This is a genomic window from Microbacterium sp. NPDC077663 (assembly GCF_044542795.1).
Classification (GTDB): domain Bacteria; phylum Actinomycetota; class Actinomycetes; order Actinomycetales; family Microbacteriaceae; genus Microbacterium.
Map to the genome: position 1 here is coordinate 718,097 of NZ_JBITVE010000002.1, position 20,422 is coordinate 738,518.

Annotated in this window: 22 protein-coding genes; 14 read left to right on the top strand and 8 right to left on the bottom strand. The window is 69.6% G+C overall.

What is annotated here, in order from left to right:
* Nucleotides 1-21 precede the first annotated feature (21 nt).
* Genes ACIGEP_RS11015 through ACIGEP_RS11055 form a run of 9 tightly spaced genes read left to right on the top strand, consistent with a single transcriptional unit; the run spans nucleotide 22 to nucleotide 7,343 of the window.
* On the top strand, nucleotides 22-825 hold the full coding sequence (locus ACIGEP_RS11015) for a hypothetical protein (protein WP_396661656.1): 804 nt from the start codon (nucleotides 22-24) through the stop codon (nucleotides 823-825).
* Nucleotides 756-1,580 (top strand): hypothetical protein, encoded by an 825-nt coding sequence (locus ACIGEP_RS11020; RefSeq protein ID WP_396661657.1) that lies wholly within the window; start codon nucleotides 756-758, stop codon nucleotides 1,578-1,580. The genes ACIGEP_RS11015 and ACIGEP_RS11020 overlap by 70 nt, the downstream gene beginning before the upstream one ends.
* 22 nt (nucleotides 1,581-1,602) lie before the next feature.
* Nucleotides 1,603-3,222 carry an AAA family ATPase gene (locus ACIGEP_RS11025; protein ID WP_396661658.1) on the top strand — a complete coding sequence of 540 codons (1,620 nt, stop codon included), beginning with the start codon at nucleotides 1,603-1,605 and terminating at the stop codon, nucleotides 3,220-3,222.
* A gap of 11 nt (nucleotides 3,223-3,233) precedes the next feature.
* A complete protein-coding gene (locus ACIGEP_RS11030) occupies nucleotides 3,234-3,440 on the top strand; it encodes a DUF2997 domain-containing protein (RefSeq protein WP_396661659.1) in 207 nt (68 codons plus the stop codon).
* Nucleotides 3,437-4,174, top strand: a complete 738-nt coding sequence (locus ACIGEP_RS11035; protein ID WP_396661660.1) for a 4Fe-4S single cluster domain-containing protein — start codon at nucleotides 3,437-3,439, stop codon at nucleotides 4,172-4,174. Before ACIGEP_RS11030 ends, ACIGEP_RS11035 begins: the two co-directional genes overlap by 4 nt.
* The gene (locus tag ACIGEP_RS11040; RefSeq protein WP_396661661.1) at nucleotides 4,171-4,677 is read left to right on the top strand and encodes a hypothetical protein; all 507 of its coding nucleotides are present in this window, start codon (nucleotides 4,171-4,173) and stop codon (nucleotides 4,675-4,677) included. Before ACIGEP_RS11035 ends, ACIGEP_RS11040 begins: the two co-directional genes overlap by 4 nt.
* Nucleotides 4,674-5,417 carry a ComEA family DNA-binding protein gene (locus ACIGEP_RS11045; protein ID WP_396661662.1) on the top strand — a complete coding sequence of 248 codons (744 nt, stop codon included), beginning with the start codon at nucleotides 4,674-4,676 and terminating at the stop codon, nucleotides 5,415-5,417. Before ACIGEP_RS11040 ends, ACIGEP_RS11045 begins: the two co-directional genes overlap by 4 nt.
* Nucleotides 5,418-5,469: 52 nt before the next feature.
* On the top strand, nucleotides 5,470-7,011 hold the full coding sequence (locus tag ACIGEP_RS11050; RefSeq protein ID WP_396661663.1) for an alpha-L-fucosidase: 1,542 nt from the start codon (nucleotides 5,470-5,472) through the stop codon (nucleotides 7,009-7,011).
* Between the two features lie 41 nt (nucleotides 7,012-7,052).
* Nucleotides 7,053-7,343: a chorismate mutase gene (locus ACIGEP_RS11055; protein ID WP_251577468.1), complete on the top strand. Its 291-nt coding sequence runs from the start codon at nucleotides 7,053-7,055 to the stop codon at nucleotides 7,341-7,343.
* A gap of 120 nt (nucleotides 7,344-7,463) precedes the next feature.
* Here the strand turns inward: ACIGEP_RS11055 and ACIGEP_RS11060 are convergent, their stop codons facing one another.
* On the bottom strand, nucleotides 7,464-7,820 hold the full coding sequence (locus ACIGEP_RS11060; protein WP_396661664.1) for a nuclear transport factor 2 family protein: 357 nt from the start codon (nucleotides 7,818-7,820) through the stop codon (nucleotides 7,464-7,466).
* 118 nt (nucleotides 7,821-7,938) lie between these two features.
* Nucleotides 7,939-9,054: a hypothetical protein gene (locus ACIGEP_RS11065; RefSeq protein ID WP_396661987.1), complete on the bottom strand. Its 1,116-nt coding sequence runs from the start codon at nucleotides 9,052-9,054 to the stop codon at nucleotides 7,939-7,941.
* Nucleotides 9,055-9,163: 109 nt separating this feature from the next.
* Here ACIGEP_RS11065 and ACIGEP_RS11070 point away from each other — a divergent pair, with 109 nt between their 5' ends.
* A complete protein-coding gene (locus ACIGEP_RS11070; RefSeq protein WP_396661665.1) occupies nucleotides 9,164-9,694 on the top strand; it encodes a MarR family winged helix-turn-helix transcriptional regulator in 531 nt (176 codons plus the stop codon).
* A gap of 85 nt (nucleotides 9,695-9,779) precedes the next feature.
* Nucleotides 9,780-10,565 carry an SDR family oxidoreductase gene (locus tag ACIGEP_RS11075; protein WP_396661666.1) on the top strand — a complete coding sequence of 262 codons (786 nt, stop codon included), beginning with the start codon at nucleotides 9,780-9,782 and terminating at the stop codon, nucleotides 10,563-10,565.
* Nucleotides 10,566-10,667: 102 nt separating this feature from the next.
* On the opposite strand, the gene ACIGEP_RS11080 is transcribed toward ACIGEP_RS11075, so the two are convergent.
* The 5 genes from ACIGEP_RS11080 to ACIGEP_RS11100 form a co-directional block, all read right to left on the bottom strand.
* Nucleotides 10,668-12,560 (bottom strand): amylosucrase, encoded by a 1,893-nt coding sequence (locus tag ACIGEP_RS11080; RefSeq protein WP_396661667.1) that lies wholly within the window; start codon nucleotides 12,558-12,560, stop codon nucleotides 10,668-10,670.
* Nucleotides 12,561-12,651: 91 nt separating this feature from the next.
* Complete coding sequence (locus ACIGEP_RS11085; RefSeq protein ID WP_396661668.1) at nucleotides 12,652-13,347, bottom strand: hypothetical protein; 696 nt, start codon at nucleotides 13,345-13,347, stop codon at nucleotides 12,652-12,654.
* Nucleotides 13,344-14,240, bottom strand: coding sequence for an ABC transporter ATP-binding protein (locus tag ACIGEP_RS11090; RefSeq protein WP_396661669.1), 897 nt, complete (start codon nucleotides 14,238-14,240; stop codon nucleotides 13,344-13,346). The genes ACIGEP_RS11085 and ACIGEP_RS11090 overlap by 4 nt, the downstream gene beginning before the upstream one ends.
* Nucleotides 14,237-14,620, bottom strand: coding sequence for a GntR family transcriptional regulator (locus ACIGEP_RS11095; protein WP_396661670.1), 384 nt, complete (start codon nucleotides 14,618-14,620; stop codon nucleotides 14,237-14,239). Before ACIGEP_RS11095 ends, ACIGEP_RS11090 begins: the two co-directional genes overlap by 4 nt.
* A gap of 183 nt (nucleotides 14,621-14,803) precedes the next feature.
* Nucleotides 14,804-15,973 carry a MalY/PatB family protein gene (locus tag ACIGEP_RS11100; RefSeq protein WP_396661671.1) on the bottom strand — a complete coding sequence of 390 codons (1,170 nt, stop codon included), beginning with the start codon at nucleotides 15,971-15,973 and terminating at the stop codon, nucleotides 14,804-14,806.
* 360 nt (nucleotides 15,974-16,333) lie between these two features.
* Between ACIGEP_RS11100 and ACIGEP_RS11105 the strand changes: the two genes are divergently transcribed.
* From ACIGEP_RS11105 to ACIGEP_RS11115, 3 genes are all read left to right on the top strand, one after another.
* Nucleotides 16,334-17,632: a glycine betaine/L-proline ABC transporter ATP-binding protein gene (locus ACIGEP_RS11105; RefSeq protein ID WP_396661672.1), complete on the top strand. Its 1,299-nt coding sequence runs from the start codon at nucleotides 16,334-16,336 to the stop codon at nucleotides 17,630-17,632.
* A complete protein-coding gene (locus ACIGEP_RS11110) occupies nucleotides 17,632-18,621 on the top strand; it encodes an ABC transporter permease (protein ID WP_396661673.1) in 990 nt (329 codons plus the stop codon). The genes ACIGEP_RS11105 and ACIGEP_RS11110 overlap by 1 nt, the downstream gene beginning before the upstream one ends.
* Before the next feature lie 88 nt (nucleotides 18,622-18,709).
* Nucleotides 18,710-19,624 carry a glycine betaine ABC transporter substrate-binding protein gene (locus ACIGEP_RS11115; RefSeq protein WP_396661674.1) on the top strand — a complete coding sequence of 305 codons (915 nt, stop codon included), beginning with the start codon at nucleotides 18,710-18,712 and terminating at the stop codon, nucleotides 19,622-19,624.
* Nucleotides 19,625-19,675: 51 nt separating this feature from the next.
* On the opposite strand, the gene ACIGEP_RS11120 is transcribed toward ACIGEP_RS11115, so the two are convergent.
* Nucleotides 19,676-20,416: a hypothetical protein gene (locus ACIGEP_RS11120; RefSeq protein ID WP_396661675.1), complete on the bottom strand. Its 741-nt coding sequence runs from the start codon at nucleotides 20,414-20,416 to the stop codon at nucleotides 19,676-19,678.
* Nucleotides 20,417-20,422: the final 6 nt, after the last annotated feature.

Genomic DNA, 20,422 nt, shown 5'->3' on the forward strand with positions numbered 1-20,422 from the left:
CGTGTCGGGGCGGAGGGGAACATGAGCGCGGGCGGGCAGACGAGCGCGAGCCGGACAGCGGTCGCGCGACTGGGTGGATTCACTGCCTTCGTCTGGATCGCGGGCCTGGTCGTGGCAGGGATCGTCGCCCTCGTCTATGTGGATGACGGGGGCTTCGACGTGGGTCCGGTCGGCGTCGACGCGGACTACGCGCGGGAGCCGTGGACGAGCCCGGACCCGATCGCGGCCGACGACCTGGGCGGCGGAGTCTACGAGGGGCGGGACGGAGCGGTCATCCGCCTCACCGGTCTCGACGTCGATCAGCCTGTCGTCCTGACACCCGAGGACGGGACCTACATCAGCAGTGTGCGTGTGACCGGTCCCGGTGGCCGCATCGTGACGGAGGGCGAGTACGACCAGCCGCCGCGCTTCTTCTCTCTGGTGGACGATCGGGTCGTCGTGCTCGTCGATCAGCCCGACGTCGAGCTGTGGGTCGACGGCCTCAGCGACGAGACGTGGCGCGGACGCGTCACATCCGGCGGTCTCGGGTGGGTGAACGACGTCGCATCGGGCTTCGAGTCCGCCGTCTTCACCCACGCGGGCGAGGCGTCGACCGCGCGGCTCAGCGCACGTGGGGAGGGCAGGGTCTCGATCCAGGTCGTCACGCCGCACGGCAGCGAGTACACGTTCGACGGCGAGGCGCCCCTCGATCAGTCGATCGCCTGGCCCGACGCGCCGCTCGTGGTGTTCTCGGTCGACTCGTGGGAGGACGCCGGGTGGCGGCTCGAGTTCCCGCCGTCCTCACCGACACCGACGCCGTCGCCGACCCCGGAGTCGACACCGTGAGTACCGCGGATGCCCGGATCCGCCGCTTCTCGACCGTCACCTGGCTGGCGGGGACGGGTGTCGCCGTCGTGCTCGCCTTCATCCTCGTGCCGGTCATCGGGATCAATCCGCGCACCGGGGACCTCGTCCTCACCGACCCGAATCGGTACGAGTACGAGCCCTGGGACGATCCCGCCGCGCAGGAGGCGCGATCGGCCGACGACGAGCTCAGCGGCACGGCGGCGAGCAGTTTCGTCGAACTCCCGGCAGGCGACGACGTCTGGGTCATCGGACCGCTCACCGAGGGGGCCGATGACTACCTCAACGTCTACCAGCAGGTCGACATCGCCGCCGGCCTCGACGACGAGCGCCCGCAGTACCTGGGCCTCGTGAGCCAGTCGCGCAAAGTCACCGTCGTCTCTTCGCAGGCGGGCGGCCGGCTCTGGTTCGCCCCCCGCCTGACGGACTGGACCGCGACCGTCAGCCGCGAGACACCGACGCCCATCGAGGGCGGCACCGCGACGGGCGAGGGTCCGGCGTTGCTGTCGTACGAGGGGGACGCGCTGAGTGCGCGCTTCGTCTTCGAGGGCGACGGCTTCTTCACCGTCGATGCGGCCTTCCCCGGCGAGGTGATCGACCTCGTACGAGGGGTCGACGGCGTCGACATCCGCGAGTCCTGGCCGGCTCAGGGGCGGGTGATCTTCCGCGTCGACGCCGACGAGAGCGCCGGTCGGTGGACGATCACGCTGGACGAGCCGGCATCCGGAACATCATGACCACCATGGAAAGGGAACGCACGTGACCTTCGACGCCACCCTGGACGCCGCCTTCAAGGCGCGCCTGCCGCTGCTGTACCTCGAGACCGGCGAGGAGGTGCGCGCCGTCGCCGCGATCACCGACGCCGCCCATGCGCAGCGCAACCGCCGCGCGGTCTGGACCTGGACCTCGGCGCTCGGGCTGATCGGGCCCGACGGCAAGAGCGTCTCGAACACGACCAACCCGGCGCGGGCGCTGCAGCACGTCGCCGGGGTCACCGACCCGAGCGTGTTCATCTTCTGCGACCTGCACGCCTACTTCGGCGGCGAGCACCGGCAGGGGGATCCCACGATCGTGCGGACGGTGCGCGAGACCGCACTCGAGTTCCGGCACGGCGACGTCTCGCGCACGCTCGTCATCACCGCCCCCGTGCGGGTGATCCCGCCCGAGCTCGACGAGTTGACGCACCTGTTCGACTTCCCGCTGCCGACCGCGGCGGAGATCCGCGACCTGCTCGACACGATGATCGACAACAACGCGCGCGAGATCAAGGTCACCGCCGACGACGCGGCACGCGAGGCGCTCGTCCATGCGGCGCTCGGGCTGACGATGGCCGAGGCCGAGAACGCGTTCGCGCGCGCGATGGTCAACGATGGGCGGCTGAGTGCGGACGACATCGGCGTCGTGCTCGATGAGAAACGTCAGGTGGTGCGCAAGTCCGGCGTGCTCGAGTTCGTCACCGCGAACATCGACCTCGACGACGTCGGCGGGCTCAACAACCTCAAGCGGTGGCTCGAACGTCGGAACGGCTCGTGGCTGCCCAGCGCGCACGAGTACGGTCTGCCCGCTCCGAAGGGTGTGCTCATCACGGGTGTCCCGGGCTGCGGCAAGTCGCTGACCGCGAAGGCGACGGCGGCGTCGTGGGGCCTGCCGCTGCTGCGTCTGGACATCGGCCGCATCTTCTCGGGCCTGGTCGGGTCGAGCGAGCAGAACCTGCGTACCGCGATCGCGACCGCCGAGGCGGTGGCGCCCTGCATCCTGTGGGTCGACGAGATCGAGAAGGGGTTCTCGAACACGACCGGTCAGGGCGATTCGGGTACGACGGCGCGCGTGTTCGGTACCTTCCTCACCTGGATGCAGGAGAAGCGGCATCCGGTCTTCGTCGTCGCGACGGCGAACAACATCGACGCCCTCCCGCCCGAGTTCATGCGCAAGGGGCGGTTCGACGAGATCTTCTTCGTGGACCTGCCCACGACCGTCGAGCGCGAGGCGATCTGGTCGCTGCAGCTGGCGGCGCATGCGACGCCGGCCAACGGGCTCGATGCCGTCGCCGGCGACCGGGGCGCCGTCGCCTCCCTCGTCGAGGCGAGCGAGAACCACTCCGGTGCAGAGATCGAGCAGGCCGTCGTGGCCGCGCTGTACGAGGGGTTCGGCGGGCGCCAGGCCATCACGGCGGATGTCGTGAGCCGGGTCGTCGCGTCGATGATCCCCCTCGCGGTGACGCAGGCCGAGGAGGTCCAGCGCATCCGCGCGTGGGCGGCGCAGCGCGCCGTGCGGGCGACGGGCGCGGAGGACCTCGACGCCCACGACGTCGAGGTCGGCGGCGCGGAGGGCGACGGCATCCTGTCGTCGCGTCGCGGCGGCCGGACCGTGGACTACTGAGGGGAGCGGACATGAAGAAGCTCGTGGTGCAGCTGAAGGCGGACGGGTCCGTCGCCGCAGAGACGGTCGGCATGACCGGCCCGGAGTGCCTCGACTACATCGAGCAGCTCGAGGCGCTGCTCGAGGCCGAGACCGCCTCGTCGCAGTTCACCGACGACTACACGCGGGTCGCCGCGACAGCTGACGACCAGTTGCGCCAGGAGGACCGGGGCCGATGATCTTCGCCGAATCCCGCGGCGCCGGCGGGGAGGGGAGCCTCCTCGGCGTGACGCCGCCCCCGCACGGTGACGAGGCGCTGCGCTGGTCGCGCTTCGTGCCCTCGACCGACGCGGAAGGCCCCGGCACACGGGCGACGGTCTGGATGCAGGGCTGCGCGGTGCACTGCCCGGGGTGCTTCAACCCGCACCTCTGGGCGACCCGCGGCGCACAGCTGAACGACCCGGCCGCGCTTGCTGCGGAGTGGGTGGATGCCGCGGTCTCCGCCGGCGCGGAGGGGATCACTCTCCTGGGCGGCGAACCCTTCGACCAGGCCGGGGCGCTCGCCGTGGTCGCCGAGGCGTTCCGCGCGGCCGGGCTGGGGGTGATGGCGTTCTCGGGCTACACCCTCGGCCGGCTGCAGGAGTGGAGCCAGGAGCGCCCCGACATCGCGCGGCTGCTCGCCGCGACGGACCTGCTCTGCGACGGGCCGTACCTCGCGGGTCTGCCCGACACGCGGCGGCCGTGGATCGGCTCGCGGAACCAATCGATCCGCGCCCTCACCCCGCGGTACGCGGCCGCGGTCGAACGGATCGCGCGCGACGGCGGTCAGGACGCCCTCGAGGTGCGCATCGGTCCCGACGGCGCTGTCGCGGTGAACGGGTGGGCGACCGACGCGGCGCTCGCCGCGCTGTTGGACGATCTGGGCGTGCGCGGCGACCGCGCCGCATCCCTCAGGAAGGAACCCTCTCGATGAGCATCTCGCTGATCCTCGTGCCCGCCGCGCTCGCCGCCGCGGCGGCCCTCGGCGGCACCGGCGTACTCGGCGCGGTCGCGCAGAACCGGGACGCCAAGACCGAGCCGGGAGCGCGGCCCGCGGCGGTGCCGATCGCGGTGCAGACGCGGATGAAGGACGCCGATCTGCTCACCGCGGCTCTCGGCGACCTCGGTGCGACGGACGCGTCGCGCGTCGACGGCGAGCTGACCGCGACGGTCGACGGGCTCGAGCTCGTGATGTCGCGTACCGAGGACGACGTGTGGGGCGCGCACCTGTCGCGCCTCGACGGGCACGAGGTCTCCGAGGCCGAGGCGGCTGAGCTCATGACGCGACTGGATGCCGCCTACGCGCGGCACGTGCAGCAGGCGGTCGCCGAGCGCATCCGCGCCCGCGCCGACCAGGCCGGGTTCGAACTCGTCTCCGAGACCCGCGATGAGGACGACACTGTGACGATGGTGCTGAACGTGCGGGACCGGGCGTGAGCACGTCGTCGCGCGAGGCGGTGCCGACCTGGGGCTGGATGCTCGGTGTCAGCTCGTGGCTCGTGCCGGTCTTCTTCGGACCCGGGTTCGCGTGGATCGGCTTCTTCATCGTGGGTGCGGTGTCGCGGCGTGGCGTCGCGTACGTCGCCGGCCTCGCAAGCGGCATCCTCGGATTCACCATCGGCGTCGAGGTCTGGGGCGGCTTCACCGACATCGTGGCCGCGGTCGTCCACCTCGCCGGCATCGTGGTCGCGCTCGCACTCAACCCGGCGTGGCTGCGGACCCTGTGGGAGCGTCGTGTCGCCCGGACCGATAAGAATCGACCCGCCGCCTGGCGGCGGGCGGAGGAGCCCGCCGCGACGGCATCCGCTCGCCCGGCCCGTGGCAGCCGACGAAGCTCGAAGCGAGCCTCGAAGCCTGCGCCGCCGCAGGAGTCGAACCGGCTCGCGGAGTCCGTCGGTGCGACGTCGGCGGATCTGCTGCAGACGAGCGAACCGGCCGAACCCGTCGACGTGCAGACCGCGTCGACGGACGAGATCGCGGACCTGCCCGGGATGAACCGGACCAAGGCGCGCCGGGCCGTGCGGGCGCGGACGAAGCAGGGCGGATTCGTCTCGGTCGAGCAGTTCGGCGAGGCGGCGGGCCTGCAGCCGCACGAAATCGTCCGGCTGCGATCGGCGGCGACCTGCTCGCCGCGACCGCGCGGGGAACGCCGCTTCGGTCGCCGCGTCGACCTCTGAGACCTCCAGGTAAACGTTGCATTCCGCTGGGCGAGGGCGGGAGGATCGAGGCATGGCCGCATCCCCCCTCGAGCCGCTCGACTCGGCATCCCTCCCGCCGCGCGTCGACGTGAGCGACAACTCCGCCGCCCTCGCCGCCGTCCAGGACGTCATCGACGCGGGGCCGTACGCGGCGACGTGGGAATCGCTGCGCGCCTACGAACCGCCGCTCTGGTACCGCGACGCGAAGTTCGGGATCTTCATCCACTGGGGCATCCCGTCAGTGCCGGCCCAGGGCGAGTGGTACTCGCGCACGATGTACCTCGAGGCCGACGGTGCGTTCGCGCACCACCGCGAGACCTACGGCCCGCACGACGAGTTCGGATACAAGGACTTCATCCCGTCGTTCACGATGGAGAGCTACGACCCCGCCGAGTGGGCGGAGCTGTTCCGCCGCTCGGGCGCGCAGTTCGTCGTCCCCGTCGCCGAGCACCACGACGGCTTCGCGATGTACGACACGGCCCGCTCGCGGTGGAGCGCGACGCAGATGGGTCCGCGCCGCGACGTGTTCGGCGACCTGATGACGGCGGTCGACGACACGTGGATGGTTCGGGGGGCGTCCTCGCACCGGGCCGAGCACTGGTTCTTCATGAACGGCGGGATGCGGTTCGACTCCGACGTCCGCGACGCGCGGTTCTCCGACTTCTACGGTCCCGCGCAGCGCGAGGAGACGGCGCCCAACGAACTGTTCCTCGAGGACTGGCTGCTGCGGACGGTCGAGATCATCGACCGCTACCGGCCGCAGGTGCTGTGGTTCGATTGGTGGCTCGAGCAGCCCGCGTTCGAGCCGTACATCCGGCAGCTCGCCGCGTATTACTACAACCGCGGTCACGAGTGGGGCCGCGGCGTCGTCATCAACTACAAGTGGACCGCGTTCGCCGAGGGGAGCGCCGTCTACGACATCGAACGCGGCGCGATGAGCGGCATCCGTCCCGACGTGTGGCAGAACGACACGTCCGTCGGCAAGACCTCGTGGGGCTGGATCGAGGATCACGAGTACAAGTCCCTCGACGATCTCGTCGGTGAGCTCGTCGACGTCGTGGCGAAGAACGGCAACCTGCTGCTGAACATCGGGCCGAAGGCCGACGGCACGATCGCCGAGCCTGAGCGGGCGTTGCTCGAGGGGATCGGCGACTGGCTGACGGTCAACGGCGAAGCGATTTTCGGATCGCGTCCGTGGCTCATCCCCGGCGAGGGGCCGACCGAGGTGGTCGCAGGATCGATGATCGACGACGGGTTCGCGCCGTACACCTCGGCGGACGTGCGCTTCACGACGCGCACCGACGTCACCGGCGACTACGTCTACGCGATCGTGCTGCGCTGGCCCGAGGACGGCGTCGCGACGATCCGGTCGTGGAGTCGGGGGAGCGGTCTGCTGGGGCGGCGGATCACCGAGCTGACCGTACTCGGTGCGGGCTCGGTCGAGTGGTCGCAAGACGTCGACGCGCTGCGGGTCACGCTGCCCGAGATCGCGCCGTCGTCGGTCGGTGTGGTCGTGAAGGTGTGGCTCGAGCCCGAGCAGGTACCGGCGCGCAAGGACTTCCTGCACGGCTGAGTGCCCGTGCCCGCCGCGATACGCTCGACGCCGGAGGAATCATGACCGACCCGAACGCCCAGCTGCAGATCCTGCGATCCAGCATCGACAACATCGATGCGGCCCTCGTCTTCATGCTCGCCGAGCGATTCCGCTGCACGAAGCAGGTCGGCGTCCTCAAGGCGGAGCACGGGATGCCGGCATCCGATCCCTCGCGTGAGGAGCAGCAGACCGCGCGCCTGCGCCGTCTTGCCCTCGAAGCCGACCTCGACCCCGAGTTCGCCGAGAAGTGGTTCAACTTCGTCGTCGCCGAGGTCATCCGTCACCACACCGAGGCCGCCGAGGAGCGCTGAGGGCGGGCGCCCGGCTGCGGGCGTTCGCGGATGCAATGGATCGGCGGCGACACGCCGACGTAGAAACGGATGCCGCGGCGCGCCTCGCGGCATCCGTTGCATCCCGTGACGGCACGGCGCTCACACAGCGGCGGCGGCGAAGTCCATCTTGGTGATCCGACCCTGCTCGTCGATCCAGAACTGGTACTCCAGCTCGACGACACCGCCGGGGAAGTCGCCCTCGAGGCGGTACGAGGCGCCGACCATGTCGTCGACGGTGCGCGCACCCAGGAAGGTGACGGTCGTCGTGAAGAGGTCGATGGTCTCGTCGACCCACGCGTCGATCTCGGCGCGGCCGCGGTGCGTGCGTCCCTCGTCCGAGACCACCGCGTCGTCGGCGAAGAGCGCCTTCACGCGAGCCGCGTCGTGTGCCTGCCACGCGTCGACGAAGCCTTCGGCGGCGGCGGGCAGGTCGTTGATCTCCAGTGTCGTGCTCATTGTTCCCATCCCTTCCTCCACGAGTCTCCTCGTGTCCTGTGCGACGGAGATACCGTCCCTCAGGACACTATATATCCGGATCCTGTCCTGCACGACAATAAATTTGCGAAGAGTCAACTCACGCAGGGGTGCTATCCGACCGGTCGTCGGACTCGAGGATGAACTCCGCCTCGGGCGACCGCACCCCGTTCGCCTGGACGGTGACGACGTGCCGGCCCGGGTGATGGCTGCGCGTCGTGATGCGACGGAACGAGTGCGTCTTCGTGACGGTCACACTCGCGCCCGGGGCGAGGGTGCGGGAGGCGAGCTTGAACGTCTTCGGGCTCAGCGAGCCGCGTGCACGACGGAAGCCGATCGTGTAATCGATGGCGACGACCGCATCGGCGTCGCCCTCGTTCGTGACCTCCGCCCGGAAGGTCACGGACCCCTCGTGCGGCACGACCGTGGCGTCGAGCTGCGGCCGCTCGACCCGCAGTCGGTCACCCGAGTATCCGACGAGCGCGAGCGCAGTCGGATCGGCTCGCTTCACGAGAGTCCGCATCCCGTGTCGGATGACGCGGGCCGTGTGCTCGTCCGGATGCACCGCCCACGCCTGTGCGCGTCCGGTCGCCACATCCGGGCTCAGCCGGCTGAGGTCGTTGAGATGGTTGGCGACGGAGCGCCTCACGTACTCGGCGGGATCGCGGTAGAGCGCGTCGATGATCGGACCCGTGGCATCCGGGTGCTCGAGCAGCCACGGCACCTTCTTGGCCCAGGGCAGGTGAGAGCGGGTGCCCTCGCTGGCGAGGCGGCGCACGTGCTCGTTCTCATGTCCCAGCCACGACCCGACGTGCGCCAGGGCTCGTTCCGGTCGTGCGATCAACATGTCGCGGATCGCGAACTCGCTGCTCAGGCGGGTCGTCAGCCGCGCGAGCAGCGACATCGCGGCGTCGAACGCCGACTCGGATCCGTCCTCGAGGGCGCGCGCGGTCACGAACTCGCTGAGGGGCCAGATGATCCAGCCGGTCGTCTGGGGAAAGCGCAGCAGACCGTCGACGACACCCTCGGCGGCAGGGAACCCTGCCGGGACGTCGGCCAGTGCGGCATCCCGGACGAGGTTCACCCGGTCCCGAAGGCGGAGTCCGTCCAGCGAGCGACGCACGCGATCCAGCTGCGGCGTGTCGAGTCCGCGCACGACGCTCTTCAGTGATTCGCGCAGCGTGTCGACCCCCGCCGGACTGATGAGCTCGTCCATCGATCCCACGGATCCACCTCCTCCTCGACTGAAATTGGCGCTGGGGACAGTATCACGCAATGATGTCCCGTGGGACATGTTCTGGCCTTGCCGGCAGTAGAGTTCTCGCGTGGCGAAGAGTTCAGAATCCTCGGTGATCAGGCCTCGGCGGGCGAGCGACTTCCCCTATCGATCAGAGTTGCTGGCCAACCTCAGTGCGTTGATCCTGCTGTGGGACTCTCCGGCGCTCCAGGGTCAGATCCTCGCGAAGTCGGGTGAGAGCATCGACCAGCAGTCGCACGCCACACTGCGGCACCTGCTCGCCTGGGGCCCGATGCGTCCGAGCGCCCTCTCGGAGGTCCTCGCGACCGGCGCGTCCCATGTGAGCAAGATCGTCCGCCGTCTGGAGGTCGACGGCTGGGTCCGGCGGACGACCGACCCGTCGGACGGTCGGGCGACGCTCATCGCGTTGACGGAGTCCGGCGAAGCGGCGGCGCGCGGTGTCTACGCGCTGGGCGACCGGATGATCGCTGAGGTGCTCGAGGGCTGGAGCGAGGCGGATGTCGAGGAGTACACCGCGCTCACCTCGCGATTCGTGAAGGATGCCATCGCCTCCGCCGAGCGGATGCTCGAGAGAGGCTTGCTGCCGGCAGCGGAATAGATCCCTCTCGCACGCGTTTTCTGTCTTCCAGGACAGTATTCATTGTCCTGGGAGACAGAAAACGCTTCGAACGAGAGGACTGCGCATGGCGCACTCAGATCGCGACCGTCTGGACGGTCGCACGGCACTGGTCACCGGGGGAACGAAGGGCGCAGGGAGGGCGATCGCCGATCGGCTGCGGGAGTTGGGTGCTGACGTCCACGTGACGGCTCGCTCGATGCCCGAGGGGTACGAGTTCCCGGACCGGTTCATCGCCGCTGACACGTCGACCGCTGCGGGCACGGATGCGGTGGCTGAGAGGATCACGGATGCCGGCGGTCTCGACATCCTCGTGCACAACGTCGGCGGCGCATCGACTCCTCCCGGGGGATTCGCCGTCATCACCGACGATCAGTGGCTCACCGAGCTGCAGTTGAACCTGCTGGGTGCGGTGCGACTGGATCGGGCGTTGCTCCCCGGCATGATCGAATCCGGATCGGCTGTCGTGCTGCACGTGACCTCGATCCAGCGGGAGCTGCCGCAGTACGAGTCGTCACTGGCCTACGCCGCCGCGAAGGCGGGACTGCGCACCTACAACCGGGGTCTGGCGAACGAGCTGGGCGGGACGGGTGTGCGTGTGGTCGCGGTGAGCCCCGGCGGGATCAAGACCGAGGCCTATGAGAACTTCGCAGCCCAGATCGCCGACGCCAACGGAATCACCCGTGAGCAGGCCGATCAGCGGATCATGGACTCGCTGGGCGGCGTGCCGCTCGGTCGCTTCGCCGAGCCCGAGGAGATCGCCGACCTCGTCGGCTTCCTCGTCACCGATCGCGCCACCGCGATCCACGGCGCCGAGTACGTGATCGACGGCGGCACGGTGCGCACCGTCTGACGCAGCGTCATCGGATGCAAGGGATCCGCGACGACACGCCGGGGACGTGACGGATGCCGCGGCGCGCCGCCCGGCATTCATTGCATCCGTTGACGTTCGACGTCAGGCCAGCCGCACCCGCAGCCAGCGGAACCCGTGCGCCGGCAGCACGAGCCCGCCCGACAGGTCGACGGCCTCCTCGGTGACGACGTCGATGGCATCGGCGCGGAACCCCGACAGGGTCCCGGCGTCGATCGTCACCGCGTCGTCGCCGACGTTCGCGAGCACGAGCACGACGCCCTCGCCGATGCGCTGGAACCCGACGACCGACGGATGCGGCGTGTGGAACGGCGTCAGCGGGATGTCAGCGAACTCCGGCGTCCGCTGACGCGCCTCGATCAGCGCGGTGAGCCGTGAGTGGATGCGGCCGGCGACCGTCGACGGATCGTGCCGCGACGCGAACGCGGCGGGGTCCGCGGCGGGGCGGTGCACCCACCGGCTGTCGCCCGCGTGCGCCGGGTCGTCGCGGTAGCCGTAGTCGTTCAGCTGACCGAGCTCGTCACCGAGGTAGAGCAGGGGGATGCCGCCGGTCGACAGCGCGAGCGCATGCGCCAGGATCACGCGGTCCTCGCCGTCCGGGTCACCAGCCTCGACCCCGGCGAGCGACGCAGTCGTCCCGGTGACGCGCGCATCACCGGTCTTGGGGTTCTCCTGGAAGGGCACCCCGCGCGAGAAGGTACCGGGGAAGCGGCCGACGTAGAAGTCGTTGAGGAACCGGCGGTGGGCGTAGCCGTCGATGCCGAGGGTCGCGGCATCCTCGTCGGCGAAGGTCCAGCCGATGTCGTCGTGACTGCGCACGTAGTTGACCCACGCGGTCCCCGCCGGCAGGGCGTGACGTTCGTCGAGCGCCTTCTGCAGCAGTCGCCCGTCGCGGGTGGCGAGCGCCTCCCAGCCGAGCGCCATCTGCAGCGGGTTGTACGAGAGCTGGCACTCGTCGGTCGAGATGTAGGTGATGACCTCGTCGGGGTGGACGATCGCCTCGGACTTGAACAGCACCGACGGCGCACCGAGCGACAGCACCTGGTTGAAGGCGCGGAGCAGCAGGTGTGCCTCGGGCAGCGACTCGCAGGTGGTGCCGAGCCGCTTCCAGATGAAGGCGACGGCATCCATCCGCAGCACCTCGACGCCCTGGTTGGCGAGGAACAGCATCTCGCCCGCCATTGCGCGGAACACCGCGGGGTTCGCATAGTTGAGGTCCCACTGGAAGTGGTAGAAGGTCGCCCAGATCCAGCGTCCGTCGGGCAGCTGCACGAACGCGCCTGGGTGGTCGTCGGGGAAGATCTCGCGGACGGTCTCTTCGTAGCGATCGGGCATCGTCCGGTCGGGGAAGATCAGGTAGAAGTCCTCGTAACCGGGAACGCCCGCGACCGCCTTCTGCGCCCACTCGTGCTCGTTGCTCGTGTGGTTGAAGATGAAGTCCACGACGAGTGAGATCCCGGCCTCGCGCAGGTCGGCCGCGAGCTCGGCGAGGTCGGCCATCGTGCCGAGCTTTTCGTCGACCGCCCGGTAGCTCGACACCGCGTACCCGCCGTCGTTGTTGCCCTCCGGCGAGGCGAACAGCGGCATGAGGTGCAGGTAGGTGAGCCCGAGTTCCTGGAAGTAGGGGATGCGATCCCGGATGCCGCGCAGCGAACCCGCGTAGCGATCGACGTAGCAGACCCCGCCCAGCATCCTCTCCGACAGGTACCACCCCGGGTCGGCGGTCCGCCGGCGGTCGAGCGCCTTCAGGTCGGCCGGCCGGTCGCGCCAGCTCCCTGCCGCCGACGCGACCACGGCGGCCAGGGCCTCGCGGCCGTCCTCGCGCTCACCGTAGAGCTGGAGGAACAGGTCGTGCAGCACGGGCAGAGCCCCGTCGAGTCGCGCCTCGAACTCGGCATCCGGTCCACCCAATGCTTCTGCGACGGCCGCCCTGGCGGCGTCGAGATCAGTGGTCGGATCGAGGCTCAGACGTGCCATGGTGCTCCCAGCGTCGGGTCGGTGATCCGCATCGTAGCGCGGGCGGGGACCGCCGATGCGATCCCCGCCCGCGCCGGAGAGTGGTGTCCGCTCAGGCGATCGCGCGGCGCAGCATCCCGTACGACAGGGCGGCGAGGACCGCGCCCACCAGGACCATGACGCCGGTCAGGGCGATCGGGGTCAGCGATCCGAAGAAGGCGAACAGGTCGCCCCATGCCCGCAGTTGTCCGACCAGCCACATCGCGCCGATGAGGACGAAGCCCAGCGAGACGAGGACGATCGTCAGGACGAGGTTGCCCCACCGCTTGTAGATCGTCGCCGCACAGAATCCGACGACGAAGAACAGCATCGCGAGGCCGAAGAAGAACAGACCCGCGACCACCGGTCCCTGCGACCACACCCATGGCAGGTAGAACATGTAGCCGCCGATGCCCCACCCGCCCGTGGCCTGCTCGATGAGCCCACCCACGATGAACAGGGCGGCGAGCACGAAGGCCGTGAGAGCGGCGGTCAGGAGCGTGCCGAGGTAGAACTCGCGCCGAGTCACACTCATCGCCTGCGAGAACGGGAACGTGAGGGTCAGCGCCTGCACGCCGACGACGCCGAAGTACCACAGCGGTGCCTGCGCGCCGCCGCCGAACATCTGCGCATCGGCCCCGCTGCTCGCGATGAGCCCGAAGATCGCGAGACTGATGACGAGCGTGCCGCCGAGGATGATCAGCGGCACCCAGATGTAGGTGGCCCGGTTCACCAGCTGCATGCGCACGACGTTGAGGGTGCGGTTCATCGGAGTGCTCCTTCGTCGGTGGTGGCGGCGTGCTGGGTCTGCCGCACGATGAGCTGCTGCAGGGAGACGGGGGTGACGTCGAGGCCGGATGCCGCGAGTTCCGCGCGGTCCTCGCGGCTCAGTTCGCCGATCACCGTGGCGCTCGTGACGCGGCCCAGGCTCTCGCGGTGGATGACCTCGCGGCCGGCGACAAACGCCTCGACGGCCGCCGACTCGCCGACGATCGTCGCGGCCCGCCCGCGGACGGACTCGGTGTCCTCGTCCATGACGATCCGGCCGGCGTCGATCACGATGACCTTCTCGAGAAGGTTCGACACCTCGTCGATCAGGTGGCTCGACAGGATGATGGTGCGCGGGTGCTCCGCGTAGTCCTCGAGGAGCCGGTCGTAGAAGATCTGGCGGGCCACGGCATCCAGGCCGAGGTACGGCTCGTCGAAGAAGGTGACCTCGGCGCGCGCGGCGATGCCGATGATGACGCCGACGGCCGAGAGCTGACCGCGGGAGAGCTTCTTGATGCGCGTCTTCACGGGCAGTCGGAACTCCGCGATGAGCGAGTCGGCGAGGGCCTGATCCCAGTTCGGGTAGAACAGCCGCGCGATGCGGAAGGCGTGCAGCGGCGTCGCGTCATCGGGGTACTTCTGGCTCTCGCGAACGAAGCACATGCGGCTGAGGACGGCGGGGTTCTCGTACGGCGACTCACCGAACACGCGGACCTCGCCCGCGGTCGGGAAGTTCTGCGCCGTGAGGATCGACATGACGGTGGTCTTGCCGGCGCCGTTGCGGCCGAGCAGCCCGTAGATCGAGTCGCGCTCGATGGTGAACGAGATGTCGTCCACGGCGGTGGTGTCGCGGTAACGCTTGGTGAGGTTCTTCACCTCGATGACGGCGGTCATCGTGCGGTTCCTTTCGTTCCGGATGCGGTCGCGCGCTCCGCCAGCAGGCGCGCCAGGTCGTCGGGGCTGAGGCCGAGCTTGCGGGCCTCGGTGATCAGGGGATCGAGGTAGCGGTCGGCGAAGGCCGCGCGCCGCTCGGTGAGCAGGAGCTCGCGCGCACCCTCGGCGACGAACATGCCGATGCCGCGGCGCTTGACCAGCACACCCTTGTCCGTGAGCATCGTGATCCCCTTCGCTGCGGTGGCCGGGTTGATGCGATGGAAGGCGGCGAGCTCGTTCGTCGACGGCGCCTGGTCCTGTTCGGACAGGCTGCCGTCGATGATCGAGTCCTCGATGCTCTCCGCGATCTGCTGGAAGAGCGGGCGTCCTTCATCGACCATTCCGACTCCGCGATGTTCGTTGGTTAGTTACATAAGTAGGTAACCACTGAACCGAGTGGGTGTCAAGAAGTCCGTTCGGCGGTCACGGATGCAATGGATCCGCGGCGACACGCCGCAGGCGCGACGGATGCCGCGGCGCGGCGCGCAGCATCCGTCGCGCCTGCGGACGCGGAGGAGGGGGGCTCAGGCGGAGCGGACGGCCTGACCGAGTCGGCGCACGATCTGCTCGAGGATCGGCCTCGGCGTCGCGAAGATGAGGCGGGCGAAGCCCGTGCCGGCCACGCCGCACATCGAGCCCTCGGTGAGGGTCACGCCGGCTTCGCGGGTGAAGAACTCCGCCGGGCGCTCGCCGAGTCCGACGCTGCGGAAGTCGATCCAGCCGACGTACGTCCCCTCGGGCTTCGGCATCCACGCGCCCGGGATCTCCTCGGCGACCAGGTCGAGGAGGGTGTCGCGGCTCTGCTCGAGGTAGGGCACGAGGTCGGCGAGCCACGGGTCGCCGTCACGGTAGGCGATCGTGTTCGCGATGGCGCCGAGGTTGCTCGTGCCGTGCCCGGCGAAGGGGCCGAGCCGCTCCCAGGTCTTGCGGTCGGCGTCGCTGGTGAGCACGAGCTGCGCGCACTTGAGCCCCGGGAGGTTCCAGGCCTTCGACGCGCTCATCGCCGTGATCGTGTGCTGCGCTGCAGCGGGGGAGACCGTCGCATAGGGGATGTGGCTAGAGCCGCTGTAGACGAGCGGCGCCCAGATCTCGTCCGAGAACACGCGGCCGCCGTTGCGTTCGACGACCTCGGAGATCGCGACGAGCTCCTCCCGCGAGAACACGCGACCCACCGGGTTGTACGGGTTGCACAGCAGGAGCAGGCCCCCGCCGTCGTCGAAGGCGCGCTGCAGGGCGTCGAGGTCGAACTCGTAGCGGCCGCTCCGGACGGCGAGCGGCACCTCGATGACCTCGCGCCCCCGCATCGGCGGCACCATCAGGAACGGCATGTACGACGGCGTCGGCACGATGATCTTCGAGCCCGGCGCGGAACAGTGCTCCATGGCGAGCTCGAGGCCCATGATGACGTCGGGGATCGGCTGGACGTCGGATGCCGCGACCTGCCATCCGTACCGGCGGTCGAGGAACTCGGCTGTCGCCTCGGACAGGTCGGCGCTGATCCGGCGCGGCATGTAGCCGAACGAGCCGTCGTCGACCGCACGGTGGAGGGCCTCGGTGATCTTCGGGTCGATGCCGAAGTCCATCTCCGCCACGAACGCCCCGAGCGCCCCGTCGTCGGCCGACCACTTGGTCGCGCCCGTCGCCCGCAGCTGTTCGATGGTCGTCGCATCCACGCGTCGTGCGAAGTCACTCATGCTGCTCCCTTTTCTCGGCCCCTCCGATTCTGGTCGATCGGCGGCATTCTCGTCGCGAGCGCGCGCGTGATACCCACCGCCGACGATCCATGCAACCTCATGGATCGATTTGATCCCGGTCAACGGTCTTCGTTAGCGTCGATACGGGCCTTGAGCCCTCGACGACCAGTCCGCGCCCCTTCGAACCGACATCCTGAGGTGTCGACGACGAGCGGGCGTATGGTCGGCGGTCTGGATGACGAGCCCGATGTTCGTCGTCGGAGCACTGCACTCGAGTGACGTTTTCGCTCGTGCGGATGCCGGTGATCGCCACCCGGGCGCTACCGATGCGGACGCGTGCGCGCCCGCCGAGGGAAGCACGTGACACCTGCCGCTGTCGAAGCGAAGAACCTGTTCAAAGTCTTCGGACGATCTCCCGCCCAGGCCGTCAAGCGCCTGCAGGCGGGAGAACGCCGGGACGCCGTCCGCGATGCGGGTACCGCCGCCGTGATCGACGCGAGCTTCCGCGTCGAGAAGGGCGAGATCTTCGTGATCATGGGCCTGTCGGGATCGGGCAAGTCCACGATCATCCGCATGCTCAACGGGCTGCACGACGCGACCGACGGTGAAGTGCTCGTGCACGGCGAGCCCATCACCGGCATCCCGGCGGCGAAGCTGCGCGGCATCCGTCGCGAGCGCATCGCGATGGTGTTCCAGCACTTCGCCCTGCTGCCGCACCGCACCGTCGCCGCCAACGTCGCCTACCCGCTCGAGCTGCAAGGCGTCGGCAAGGCCGAGCGCCTCGCGAAGGCCGAGGAGATCCTTGCCCTCGTCGGCCTCGAGGGCTGGGGCGACAAGCTGCCGTCCGCGCTCTCGGGTGGAATGCAGCAGCGCGTCGGGATCGCCCGCGCGCTCGCCGCCGATACCGACATCCTGCTGATGGACGAGGCGTTCAGCGCGCTCGACCCGCTCATCCGCCGCGAGATGCAGGAGCAGCTGCTCGAGCTGCAGCAGACCCTGCAGAAGACGATCGTCTTCATCACGCACGACCTCAACGAGGCGATGTTCCTCGGCGACCGCATCGCCGTCATGCGCGATGGCCGCATCGTGCAGATCGGCACGCCCGAGGATATCCTCACCGACCCCGCCAACGACTACGTCGAGCAGTTCGTGCAGGACGTCGACCGGGCCCGCGTCCTGACCGCCGCCAACGTGATGGAGCGTCCCGGCTCGGTCTCGGTGACGGATGCCGCCGGCCCCCGCACCGCCCTGCGCACCATGCGGGACGCGCGGATGGCCGCCGTGTACGTGACCGATCGCAGTCGAAAGCTGCTCGGCATGCTGACCGACCGCGACGCGCTCAAGCTCGTCCGCCGCGGCGAGACCACGATCTCGTCGCTGCTGCGCCCGGTGCCGCAGGCGGTGGGCCGCGACGACGTCCTCATGGACCTCTTCGTCCCCGCCGCCGAGTCCCCGCTGCCGCTGGCGGTGACGGATGCCGAGGGCCGCCTCGTCGGCGTCATCCCGCGCATCACGCTGCTCACCGCCCTCGGCCCCTCGACGACCGAGACGACGGAGATCCCCGTGATCCTCGATCCGGTGCCCGGCGCCGAGATCGATGAGGCCCTCGCCCGTGACGCCGTCGGAGCGACGGCGTCCGAGAAGGAGGAGGTGCGCTGATGGACGGGTTCCGCATCCCCATCGGTCAGTGGGCGGACGCCGGCGTCGACTGGATCCGCGACACTCTCGGCTGGCTGCTGTCGGGCATCTCGGCCGTGGTCGGCTGGTTCGTCGACGCGCTCGCGAACGCACTCCTGTCGCTGCCCATCGTCGCCGTCATCGTCGTCTTCGCCGCCCTCGCGTGGCTGCTGCGCTCCTGGCGCTTCGCCATCGGCACGGTCGTCGGCTTCGTCCTCATCCTCGGCGTCGGCCAGTGGGTGACCTCGATGCAGACGCTCGCGCTCGTTCTCGTGGCGGCGATCATCGCCGTCGTCATCGCGGTTCCGCTCGGCATCGCGGCGGCGCGGAACGACACGTTCAGCGCGATCCTGCGCCCCGTGCTCGACCTCATGCAGAGCATGCCGGCGTTCGTCTACCTGATCCCCGCGATCGTCTTCTTCAGCATCGGCGTGGTCCCCGGTGTCGTCGCCACGGTGATCTTCGCGCTGCCCCCGGGTGTGCGTCTGACCGAGCTCGGCATCCGCGGTGTGGACAGCGAGACGGTCGAAGCGGGACACGCATTCGGCGCGACCCCGTCGCAGATCCTCCGCGGCGTGCAGCTCCCGCTCGCGATGCCGAGCATCATGGCCGGTGTCAACCAGCTCATCATGCTCGCGCTGTCGATGGCGGTCATCGCCGGCATCGCCGGCGCCGATGGTCTCGGCAAGGAGATCGTCCAGGCCATGTCGACGGTCGACATCGCGAAGGGTGTCGAGGCCGGCCTCAGCGTCGTCATCCTCGCCGTCTACCTCGACCGTCTCACCGGGGCGCTCGGCGCGCTGAAGAACCAGCGCGGCTCGCTCCTCGGCGCGATCGCGCGTCGCCGGGGACCCGGTCAGAAGGGCGGCGAGACGTCGCATCCTCGGGATGCTGCGCAGGATGCCGCCACCGAGGCGGAGCGCGAGCAGGCGTCGCCTCGCCGGGCGCCGATCGCCACGGGCGGCATCTGACCCCACACACGTGCGGCCTCGGTCGCACGGTCCGGCAGCACCCGGACCTGCACGATACGGAACCAGCAATCACATACGGAAGGCATTCATGAACAAGCGACACCTGACCGGCATCCTCGCGATCGGGGCGACGGCATCCCTCGCCCTGGCCGGCTGCGCCACCGGCAACCAGGCCGCCGGCGGCTCCCAGGAGGGCGGCGAGGACAGCCTCGGCACGATCACGCTCGGCTACCTGCCGTCGTGGACCGACGGTCTCAGCACGGCGTACCTGCTCGAGGACCAGCTCGAGAAGATCGGCTACACGGTCAAGATGCAGGAGCTCACCGAGGCGGGCCCGCTCTACGCCGGCCTCGCGCAGGGTGATGTCGACATCTACCCGTCGGCCTGGCCCGAGCTGACCCACAAGTCGTACATGGACAAGTACGGCGACAAGATCGAGGACCTCGGCGAGTACTACGGCGGCGCGAAGCTCACGATCGCCGTCCCCGAGTACGTCGACATCGACTCGATCGAGGACCTGACGGACAACGCCGACCGCTTCGGCGGCAAGATCTACGGCATCGAGCCCGGCGCCGGTCTGACGGCGCAGACGCAGGACTCGATGATCCCCGAGTACGGTCTGAGCGACAGCTACCAGCTCGTCACCTCCTCCACGGCGGCGATGCTCACCGAGCTCGACAGCGCCGAGGCGGCGCAGCGCGACATCGTCGTGACCTCGTGGCGCCCCTTCTGGGCCAACGACCGGTACGGCCTGAAGGACCTCGAGGACCCGAAGGGCGCGATGGGCGAGGCCGAGGCGCTGCACTTCCTCGGCACCGACGGTTTCGCGGAAGAGTACCCGGAGGCTGCCGAGTACATCGCCGGCATCTCGCTGGATGACGAGCAGTACGCGTCCCTCGAGGACATGGTCGTCAACGAGTACGGCGAGGGCAAGGAAGCCGAGGCGGTCGACGCCTGGCTCGAGGCGCACCCCGACGCGTACGACACCATCGTCACCGACTGATCCGTCAGTGACCTCGAGGGGATCCGGCTGCGGCCGGGTCCCCTTCGTCGTTCAGGCCGCGGGCGGAGGCTCGGTCGAGGGCTTCTCGGTGAGCGGCTGCGCGACCTGCTTCTCGAGCACTTCGACGGCCTCGTCCGACAGGGCGATGAGGCCGTCGATCTCCTCGCGGACGCGCTGGTAGGCGAGGTGCCGCTCGGCAGGCGTCGCAGCGTCGTCGGTGGCGACGGCCAGCATGCGGGATGCCGTGGCGAGCCGTTTGCGCTCGGCATCCGTCAGTCCCGAATCCCGCACCCGACGGGCCTCGCGCTCAGCGAGGTCGAAGGCGACCTCGAAATCGGTGACGGCCTTGCGGTACTCCCGCACCTGGTCGGCGGAGGGCTTGACGCCGTCGGCCGGGCGCGTGCGGTCGGCGACCTTCTTGGCGCGCAGGAAGCCGGCGGTGAGCGCGTCGCGGCCGTCGCTCATCGACGGGAAGGCGATGAGCTTGGCGACATCGAGCTCGTAGTCGAGCCAGCGATGGGTGACCTCGTCGTGCACGGCGCGCAGGTCGTCGAGCTGGTCCACAAGCGATTGCGACGGTGCCTCGACCTCGGCGGCGGACGCCGATCCGACGCCGCGCTTGGCGGCGGCGCGCGCGGCGGTGAGCTCCGCCTTCGCCTTCATGATCTCCAGGCGCTGCTTGTGCCGACGCTTCGAGGCGGACGCCCATGAGCCGCTTGCTGCCGACGCGAGACCGAAGAGCGGGAACACGAGCCACCAGTAGTTGCCGGCGAAGGCCCAGAATCCGTCCACTCGCTA

Bases quoted from the DNA above. Each gene is read 5' to 3' on its own strand.
- ACIGEP_RS11095 (WP_396661670.1), bottom strand. From the start codon at position 14,620: ATGGTCGATGAAGGACGCCCGCTCTTCCAGCAGATCGCGGAGAGCATC.
- ACIGEP_RS11060 (WP_396661664.1), bottom strand. From the start codon at position 7,820: ATGAGCACGACACTGGAGATCAACGACCTGCCCGCCGCCGCCGAAGGC.
- ACIGEP_RS11065 (WP_396661987.1), bottom strand. From the start codon at position 9,054: ATGGACGAGCTCATCAGTCCGGCGGGGGTCGACACGCTGCGCGAATCA.
- ACIGEP_RS11075 (WP_396661666.1), top strand. From the start codon at position 9,780: ATGGCGCACTCAGATCGCGACCGTCTGGACGGTCGCACGGCACTGGTC.
- ACIGEP_RS11030 (WP_396661659.1), top strand. From the start codon at position 3,234: ATGAAGAAGCTCGTGGTGCAGCTGAAGGCGGACGGGTCCGTCGCCGCA.
- ACIGEP_RS11015 (WP_396661656.1), top strand. From the start codon at position 22: ATGAGCGCGGGCGGGCAGACGAGCGCGAGCCGGACAGCGGTCGCGCGA.
- ACIGEP_RS11115 (WP_396661674.1), top strand. From the start codon at position 18,710: ATGAACAAGCGACACCTGACCGGCATCCTCGCGATCGGGGCGACGGCA.
- ACIGEP_RS11100 (WP_396661671.1), bottom strand. From the start codon at position 15,973: ATGAGTGACTTCGCACGACGCGTGGATGCGACGACCATCGAACAGCTG.
- ACIGEP_RS11040 (WP_396661661.1), top strand. From the start codon at position 4,171: ATGAGCATCTCGCTGATCCTCGTGCCCGCCGCGCTCGCCGCCGCGGCG.
- ACIGEP_RS11050 (WP_396661663.1), top strand. From the start codon at position 5,470: ATGGCCGCATCCCCCCTCGAGCCGCTCGACTCGGCATCCCTCCCGCCG.
- ACIGEP_RS11035 (WP_396661660.1), top strand. From the start codon at position 3,437: ATGATCTTCGCCGAATCCCGCGGCGCCGGCGGGGAGGGGAGCCTCCTC.
- ACIGEP_RS11080 (WP_396661667.1), bottom strand. From the start codon at position 12,560: ATGGCACGTCTGAGCCTCGATCCGACCACTGATCTCGACGCCGCCAGG.
- ACIGEP_RS11085 (WP_396661668.1), bottom strand. From the start codon at position 13,347: ATGAACCGCACCCTCAACGTCGTGCGCATGCAGCTGGTGAACCGGGCC.
- ACIGEP_RS11110 (WP_396661673.1), top strand. From the start codon at position 17,632: ATGGACGGGTTCCGCATCCCCATCGGTCAGTGGGCGGACGCCGGCGTC.
- ACIGEP_RS11090 (WP_396661669.1), bottom strand. From the start codon at position 14,240: ATGACCGCCGTCATCGAGGTGAAGAACCTCACCAAGCGTTACCGCGAC.
- ACIGEP_RS11055 (WP_251577468.1), top strand. From the start codon at position 7,053: ATGACCGACCCGAACGCCCAGCTGCAGATCCTGCGATCCAGCATCGAC.